The organism is Stenotrophomonas sp. (assembly GCF_050737075.1).
GTDB lineage: Bacteria > Pseudomonadota > Gammaproteobacteria > Xanthomonadales > Xanthomonadaceae > Stenotrophomonas.
Genome location: NZ_JBOHXV010000002.1, coordinates 96,060 through 103,302 on the forward strand (window position 1 = coordinate 96,060; position 7,243 = coordinate 103,302).

General features: G+C 67.7%; 5 protein-coding genes. 3 read left to right on the plus strand and 2 right to left on the minus strand.

The genetic code is table 11. The annotated features are described in order from the left end of the window. Nucleotides 1–438: 438 nt before the first annotated feature. Nucleotides 439–2,535 carry a glycine--tRNA ligase subunit beta gene (gene glyS / locus ACREPD_RS01035; RefSeq protein WP_431597550.1) on the minus strand — a complete coding sequence of 699 codons (2,097 nt, stop codon included), beginning with the start codon at nucleotides 2,533–2,535 and terminating at the stop codon, nucleotides 439–441. Continuing rightward, complete coding sequence (gene glyQ, locus ACREPD_RS01040) at nucleotides 2,532–3,443, minus strand: glycine--tRNA ligase subunit alpha (RefSeq protein ID WP_431597551.1); 912 nt, start codon at nucleotides 3,441–3,443, stop codon at nucleotides 2,532–2,534. Before glyQ ends, glyS begins: the two co-directional genes overlap by 4 nt. A 115-nt stretch (nucleotides 3,444–3,558) precedes the next feature. Here glyQ and ACREPD_RS01045 point away from each other — a divergent pair, with 115 nt between their 5' ends. The 3 genes from ACREPD_RS01045 (at nucleotide 3,559) to ACREPD_RS01055 (ending at nucleotide 7,100) form a co-directional block, all read left to right on the plus strand. Further along, the gene (locus ACREPD_RS01045; protein WP_431597552.1) at nucleotides 3,559–5,394 is read left to right on the plus strand and encodes a GspE/PulE family protein; all 1,836 of its coding nucleotides are present in this window, start codon (nucleotides 3,559–3,561) and stop codon (nucleotides 5,392–5,394) included. Next, nucleotides 5,366–6,085, plus strand: a complete 720-nt coding sequence (locus ACREPD_RS01050; RefSeq protein WP_421567646.1) for a glutamine amidotransferase — start codon at nucleotides 5,366–5,368, stop codon at nucleotides 6,083–6,085. Before ACREPD_RS01045 ends, ACREPD_RS01050 begins: the two co-directional genes overlap by 29 nt. Before the next feature lie 103 nt (nucleotides 6,086–6,188). After that, nucleotides 6,189–7,100: a BPSS1780 family membrane protein gene (locus ACREPD_RS01055; protein WP_431597553.1), complete on the plus strand. Its 912-nt coding sequence runs from the start codon at nucleotides 6,189–6,191 to the stop codon at nucleotides 7,098–7,100. Nucleotides 7,101–7,243: the final 143 nt, after the last annotated feature.

Below are 7,243 nucleotides of genomic sequence, written 5' to 3' on the forward strand. Positions count from 1 at the left end.
GTTTTCTTCCGCATTGAGCGGGATCGGGGCGAACGCGTTTTCCGCGCACGGTGGCACTGCAAGCGAGTTGTTGGCGATCTGATCGAGCACCAGCGGGTCGCTGTTCAGCTCGGCGTGATGTGTGCTGCAGGATGGTTGCGCAACGATTCGGAGGCTCGCAGGCATGCGAGCCGCATCAGCAGGGCGTGAGAGAGGCATGTCGGGAGTGCTTCCAGGGAGTGCAGATGGAGGAGGACCGCACGGTTCTGCGGCGCGCCGACATCTTTACGACTTGTCCATGCCTGGGGATTTCAAAAACCTATCGTTTCATTCGATACGTATCGATTGCTCAATCAGAACTCGGATGTGTTGCATGGTCACGCCAGCGCGCGCGCAAATGAAAAGCGCCCGGACAGGCCGGGCGCTTCAAGGGTTGCACCGCAGATGAGTGCGCTTGCGTCAGCTCGACAGATGCTCGATCGCCGCCACGCTGCCCAACCGGTCGCCCAGCCGCTTCAGCAGTGCCAGGCGGTTGCCGCGCAGGGCCGGGTCGTCGGCATTGACCATCACGCCGTCGAAGAACGCATCGACCTGGGCGCGCAGACGTGCCAGACGCGCCAGAACGCTGACGTAATCCTTCTGGTGCAGGCTGGCGTTGCTGTCATCGATGGCCGCTTCCACGGCTTCGGCCAGTTCGCTTTCGGCCGGTTCTGCCAACAGCGCCGGATCCACCATGCCCGGGATCTCGCCCTCGGCCTTGCGCAGGATGTTGCGGATGCGCTTGTTGGCCGCAGCCAGCGCCTCGGCTTCCGGCAGCGCGGCGAAGATGCCGATGGCATCCACGCGGCGGTCGAAGTCGTACAGCGACGCCGGCTTCAGTTCCGCCACCGCATTGAAGTGCGTGGCCGGCACGCCCTTGTCGGTGTAGTAGCCGCGCAGGCGGTCGAGGATGAAGTCGTACAGCTCCTGCGGCAGTGCGTCGGTGTTGCGCTCGGCGCTGGGCTGCACGGCGGCCGGAAGACCGGACAGAGCCGTGGCCAACAGCGCGCGGAGGTCCAGGTCGAAGCCCGACTCGATGATCGTGCGTGCCAGGCCCAGCGCGTTGCGGCGCAGGGCGAACGGGTCCTTGTTGCCGGTCGGCTTCAGGCCTGCGGCGAAACCGCCGGCCAGGGTGTCCAGCCGCTCGGCGATGGCCAGCACCTTGCCCAGCGCCGACAGCGCGATGTCATCGCCGGCGAAGCGCGGCTGGTAGGCCTCGTCGATGGCCAGCGCCACCTCGGGCGATTCGCCACCGGTCACCGCGTAGTGGCGGCCTGCGATGCCCTGTAGTTCCGGGAACTCGTTGACCATGCGCGACTGCAGGTCGTTCTTGGCCAGCAGCGCGGCGCGCTTGGCCAGCACCGGGTCCACGTCGACCTGTGCGGCGATGGCGCCGGCCAGCGCGACCACGCGCTGCACCTTGTCGGCCACCGAACCCAGCTTGGCCTGGTAGGTCACGGTCTTCAGGCCATCGCCCATCGACTCCAGGCCCTGCTTGAGGTCTTCGTCGAAGAAGAACTTGGCATCGGCGAAGCGCGGGCGGATGACCCGCTCGTAGCCCTTGGACACTTCGGCCACGTTCTTCGATTCGATGTTGGCAATGCCGATGAACTTCTCGGTCAGCTTGCCGCCGGCATCCAGCACCGGGAAGAACTTCTGGTTGACCTCCATGGTCTCGATCAGCGCTTCCTGCGGCACGGCCAGGAATTCGCGTTCGAAACTGCACAGCACCGGCGCCGGCCATTCGACCAGGTTCACCACCTGGTCCAGGTTGTCGGCGGTGATGCGCGCCTGGCCACCGGCCTTGGCCGCTTCGGCGTTGACCGCCTCGACGATGCGGGTACGGCGCGCGTCGGCGTCGACCAGCACGTAGGCGGCCTGCAGCGAGCTGACGTAGTCGTCCGGCGAGGACAGCCACACGGTCTTGTCGTGCATGAAGCGATGGCCGCGGCTCATGCGGTCGGAGCTCAGGCCCAGCAGCTCGGCCTCGATCACGTCCTTGCCATGCAGCAGCACCAGCCAATGCACCGGGCGCGCGAAGCCATAGCTGTGGCTGCCCCAGCGCATCGGCTTGGGAATGGGCATGGCGGCGATCGCCTCGCGCAGGATCTCCGGCAACAGCGCGGCAGTGCGCGCGCCCGGGGTCACCGAACGGTGCACGAAGCGCTCGCCCTTGGCGTCGCTGGTGCGTTCCAGCGCGGTCCAGTCGATCCCGGCCTTGGCGGCGAAGCCCTGCAGCGCCTTGGTCGGCTGGCCGTCGGCGTCCAGTGCGATGTTCAGGTACGGGCCCAGCACTTCACCGTGCTGCTCGGGCTGCTCCACGGCCACGCCGGGCAGCAGCACCGCCAGCCGGCGCGGGGTGGACAGCGGCTTGGCATCGCCGCGTTCCACGGCCACGCCACGCTTGGTCAGGCCGTCGATGACGCCATCGAAGAAGGCCTGGGCCAGGCCCGGCAGCGCCTTGACGGGCAGTTCTTCGGTACCCAGTTCGATCAGCAGCGGCAGCATCGTGCTCATGCCTGCACCTCCTTGGCAGCCACCGCTTCGATGCGCTTGGCCTCATACAGTTTTGCCACGGCCTGGGCCAGCGCGCGCACGCGCAGGATGTAGCGCTGGCGCTCGGTGACGCTGATCGCGCGGCGCGCGTCCAGCAGGTTGAAGGAGTGGCTGGCCTTGCACACCTGCTCGTAGGCCGGCAGCGGCAGCCCGACCTCGACCAGCTTCTGCGCTTCCTTTTCGCACGCGTCGAAGCGGTGGAAGAGTTCTTCCACGTCGGCGTACTCGAAGTTGTAGGTGCTCTGCTCGACTTCGTTCTGCAGGTACACATCGCCGTAGGTCACCGGCGTGCCGTCCGGACCGTAGGTCCAGACCAGGTCATAGACGTTGTCGCAGTTCTGCAGGTACATGCACAGGCGCTCGAGACCGTAGGTGATCTCGCCCAGCACCGGCTTGCACTCCAGGCCACCGGCCTGCTGGAAGTAGGTGAACTGGGTCACTTCCATGCCGTTGAGCCACACTTCCCAGCCCAGGCCCCAGGCGCCCAGCGTGGGCGATTCCCAGTTGTCCTCGACAAAGCGCAGGTCGTGCACCAGCGGGTCGATGCCCAGCGCCTTGAGCGAATCCAGGTACAGCTGCTGGATGTTGTCCGGGCTGGGCTTCATCGCCACCTGATACTGGTAGTAGCGCTGCAGGCGGTTGGGGTTCTCGCCGTAGCGGCCGTCGGTGGGGCGGCGCGAGGGCTGCACGTACGCGGCATTCCAGCTTTCCGGGCCGATCGAGCGCAGGAAGGTGGCCGGGTGGAAGGTGCCGGCACCGACCTCCAGGTCCAGCGGCTGGATCAGCACGCAGCCCTGCTGCGCCCAATACTGGTTGAGGGTCTGGATCAGGCCCTGGAAAGTGATCGGAACGTTCTGGGTCGCGGACATGCGGCGGAGTCTTGCCTGCTCAGGGGGTGCGCTAGTATAGCGACGGACCGCCCGCCGGCATTCCAGGCAAGCCGCCATCACGCCGTGCAGCCCCCGCTCCGAGGATTCTGGCGCCATGGAACACCGCTCTCCGGCAACGCTCGCCCCCGCTCCAGCTCCGGGGCCTCTGCCGCCGGGCCGGCTGGTCTTCGAGCAGGTCGCCGCCGCCATGGTTGCCGACGGCCTGGTCGCCGCCAGCGACCTGGAACGCATCCGTTTTTCCGGCCACGGCGCGCGCAACGCCAGCGAAGTGCACCCGCTGGTGCTGCTGGCCAACCTGAAGCTGGCCGCCACCTCGGGCGGTGAACTGGGGCTGGAGCGGCTGACCGAATGGCTGGCCACCCGCACCGGCACCCGCTACCTGCGCATCGACCCCACCCGCGTGGACGTGGCGGCGGTGACCGCGCTGGTCTCGCATGCCTATGCGCGCCGCCACCGGTTCCTGCCGCTGGCGGTGGACAGCGAACGCCTGCTGGTGGCCACCAGCGAGCCACTGGCCCAGGAATGGCTGCTCGACCTGCAGCACCTGACCCGGCGCCGGATCGAGCTGGCCATGGTCAACCCGCTGGACCTGCACCGCTACACGATGGAGTTCTACGGGGTGACCCGCTCGGTGCGCGGCGCGCGCGGCGACGTGCGCGGCGAGCCCAGCGGCACCCTGCCCAGCTTCGAGCAGCTGGTCGAACTGGGCCGCGCCGGCGATGTGAACGCCGACGACCAGCACGTGGTGCACATCGTGGACTGGCTGCTGCAGTACGCCTTCGAGCAGCGCGCCTCGGACATCCACCTGGAGCCGCGCCGCGACATGGGCCGCATGCGCTTCCGCATCGACGGGGTGCTGCACAAGGTGTTCGAGGTGCCGCCGCCGGTGATGACCGCCATGGTCAGCCGGATCAAGGTGCTGGGCCGCATGGACCTGGCCGAGCGCCGGCGCCCGCAGGACGGCCGCATCAAGACCCGTTCGCCGGGCGGGCGGGAGGTGGAAATGCGCCTGTCGACCATGCCCACCGCCTTCGGCGAGAAGTGCGTGATGCGCATCTTCGACCCGGACGCGGCGTTCAAGAGCATCGACCAGCTCGGTTTCAGCCCGGAGGAGGCCGCCGGCTGGACCGCGCTGGTGGAGCGCCCGCACGGCATCGTGCTGGTCACCGGGCCCACCGGCTCGGGCAAGACCACCACCCTGTATTCAACGCTGAAGCGGTTGGCCACGCCGGACGTGAACGTCTGCACGGTGGAAGACCCGATCGAAATGATCGCGCCGGAATTCAACCAGATGCAGGTGCAGACCAACATCGACCTGGACTTCGCCGCCGGCGTGCGCACCCTGCTGCGGCAGGACCCGGACATCATCATGATCGGCGAGATCCGCGACCTGGAAACCGCGCAGATGGCGGTGCAGGCCTCGCTGACCGGCCACCTGGTGCTGTCCACGCTGCATACCAACGACGCCCCCTCGGCGATCACCCGCCTGCTCGACCTGGGCGTGCCGCACTACCTGCTGGCCTCCACGCTCAACGGCATCCTGGCCCAGCGCCTGGTGCGCACGCTCTGCCCGCACTGCAAGGTGCCCAAGGCGCTCAGCGCGGCGCAATGGGCGGTGTTGGCTGATGCCGATGAAGCATTACCTCAGGCGCCCACGCCATATGCGCCGGCCGGTTGCCTGGACTGCCGGCGCACCGGTTACCTGGGCCGGGTAGGCCTGTATGAGTTGCTGCCATTGGGTTCGCGGCTGCGCGGGCTGATCCGCGCGGACATGGATCTGGCCGGTTTCAGCCGTGCCGCGCGTGCTGAAGGGTTGCGAACCCTGCGTCGCGCGGGACTTGAAAAGGTAGCCGCAGGGCTGACTACAATCGAGGAAGTCCTGACCGTACTGCCTCCTGCTGATGAACCGCTCGCCCTTCCTGATTCTTGAAACCGGCCAACCGGTCGCCTCGCTGCGCCGCTACGGCCGTTTTCCGCACTGGATCCGGGTGGCGGCGGGGCTGGATGCGGACGAGACGGTGGTAGTTGACGTCGAACACGGCGGGCAGCTGCCCGACCCCCGCCAGTTTGCCGGGGTGATCATCAGCGGCTCGGCCGCCTACGTGACCGACCGCGCCGACTGGAGCGAGCGCAGCGCGCAGTGGCTGCGTGATGCCGCACACGACGACCGCCCGGTGTTCGGCATCTGCTACGGCCACCAGCTGCTGGCGCATGCGCTGGGCGGTGAAGTGGCCTACAACCCGGCCGGTCGCGAATCGGGCACGATCGAGCTGGCGCTGGAGCCCTCGGCGGTCGACGACCCGCTGTTCGCCGGCCTGCCGGCCCGCTTCGCCGCCCATGCCACGCACCTGCAGACGGTGCTGCGCGCGCCGGACGGCGCCGCGATCCTGGCCCGCTCGGCGCAGGACAACTGCCACGCCTTCCGCTGGGGCCGCCAGGCCTGGGGCGTGCAGTTCCACCCGGAGTTCGCCACCCACCACATGCGCGGCTACGTGCGTGCCCGCGCCGACTGCATCGGCCGCCACGGCGGCTGCGCCCGCACGGTGGCCCGCGACGTCAGTGCCGCCCCGCTGGCCCGCCAGCTGCTGCGCCGCTTCGTGCGCCAGGCGCGCAACAACTGAGGCACGGCGCGAAGAGGCCTGTCCTTCAGGTGGTGCGCACGGAAAACAGGGATAATCGATCCGATTCGGGGCGCATGCGCCTCCTCCCCTGTTCCGGAATGGTATGAGCGACATTCGCAAGCTGCCCGCCTCGGCGGGCGCCCAATGGCTGTTGGACGCGTTTTCCCTGTATCGCCGTGCGCCGATGCAGCTGGCGGTGCTGGGCGTGATCGGCATGCTGGTCAGTTCGCTGATCCTGGTCATCGCACAGGCGTTGCCGAGCTGGCTGGGCCTGCTGGCGCAGCTGATCTCGCTGGCGGTGGGCCCGGTGGTGTTCGGCGGCATGCTGTGGGCGGTGGGCGAGATCAACCAGGGCCACCGCGCGCAGCCGGTGCACCTGCTGCAGCCGATCCGCGACCGCCGGGTGAGCCATCTGCTGGTGCCGCTGGCCATCCAGCTGGTGGTGATCATCGGGCTGGGTGCGCTGCTGGTGGTGCTGATCGGCACCGAAGGCTTCACGGCGATGGCCCAGGCGGCATTGAAGGTGCAGGACCTGCAGCAGTCGGGCGCGCCGCCCAACAGCGAGCAGATGCTGGCGGTGCTGGACAACGTGCCGGTCAAACGCATCCTGCTGTGGATCGCGCTTTCGTTTGCGACGTTCGTGGCGATGAGCATGGCGATGTTCACGCAGCCGGCGCTGGTGGTGTTCGATCACCAGAGCGGCATGCATGCGCTGCGCATGAGCCTGCAGGGCTGCATGCACAATTTCGGCGCGATGGCGGTGTTCATGGTGTTGGGCCTGATCGCCACGCTGTGCATCTACTTCGTGATGATCATCGTGATGCAGCTGGCGATGATGGCTGGTGGCCCAGGTGCGGCCGCGTTCGTGATGCAGCTGACCAACACGGCCGTGGTGATGCCACTGTACGTAGGCGCGGTCTACGCGGCCTGGGAACAGATGTTCGCCCACCGCGGCCGCACCACGCCGCCGCCGGTACCGCCGTCGAATGGGCCTGGGAATATTTTCGCGGCTTGATCGGCAAGGGCAACAACAACTGCAGCGTTTTCATTGATACGTGCTGGGGCCGGGCGACGGGCATGCCCGCTCCGGGACACGCCGCAAGTACGTCCTTGTAGGCTGCTAGAAAACATCCATGTTTTCTAGCGTCCCTACGGGGC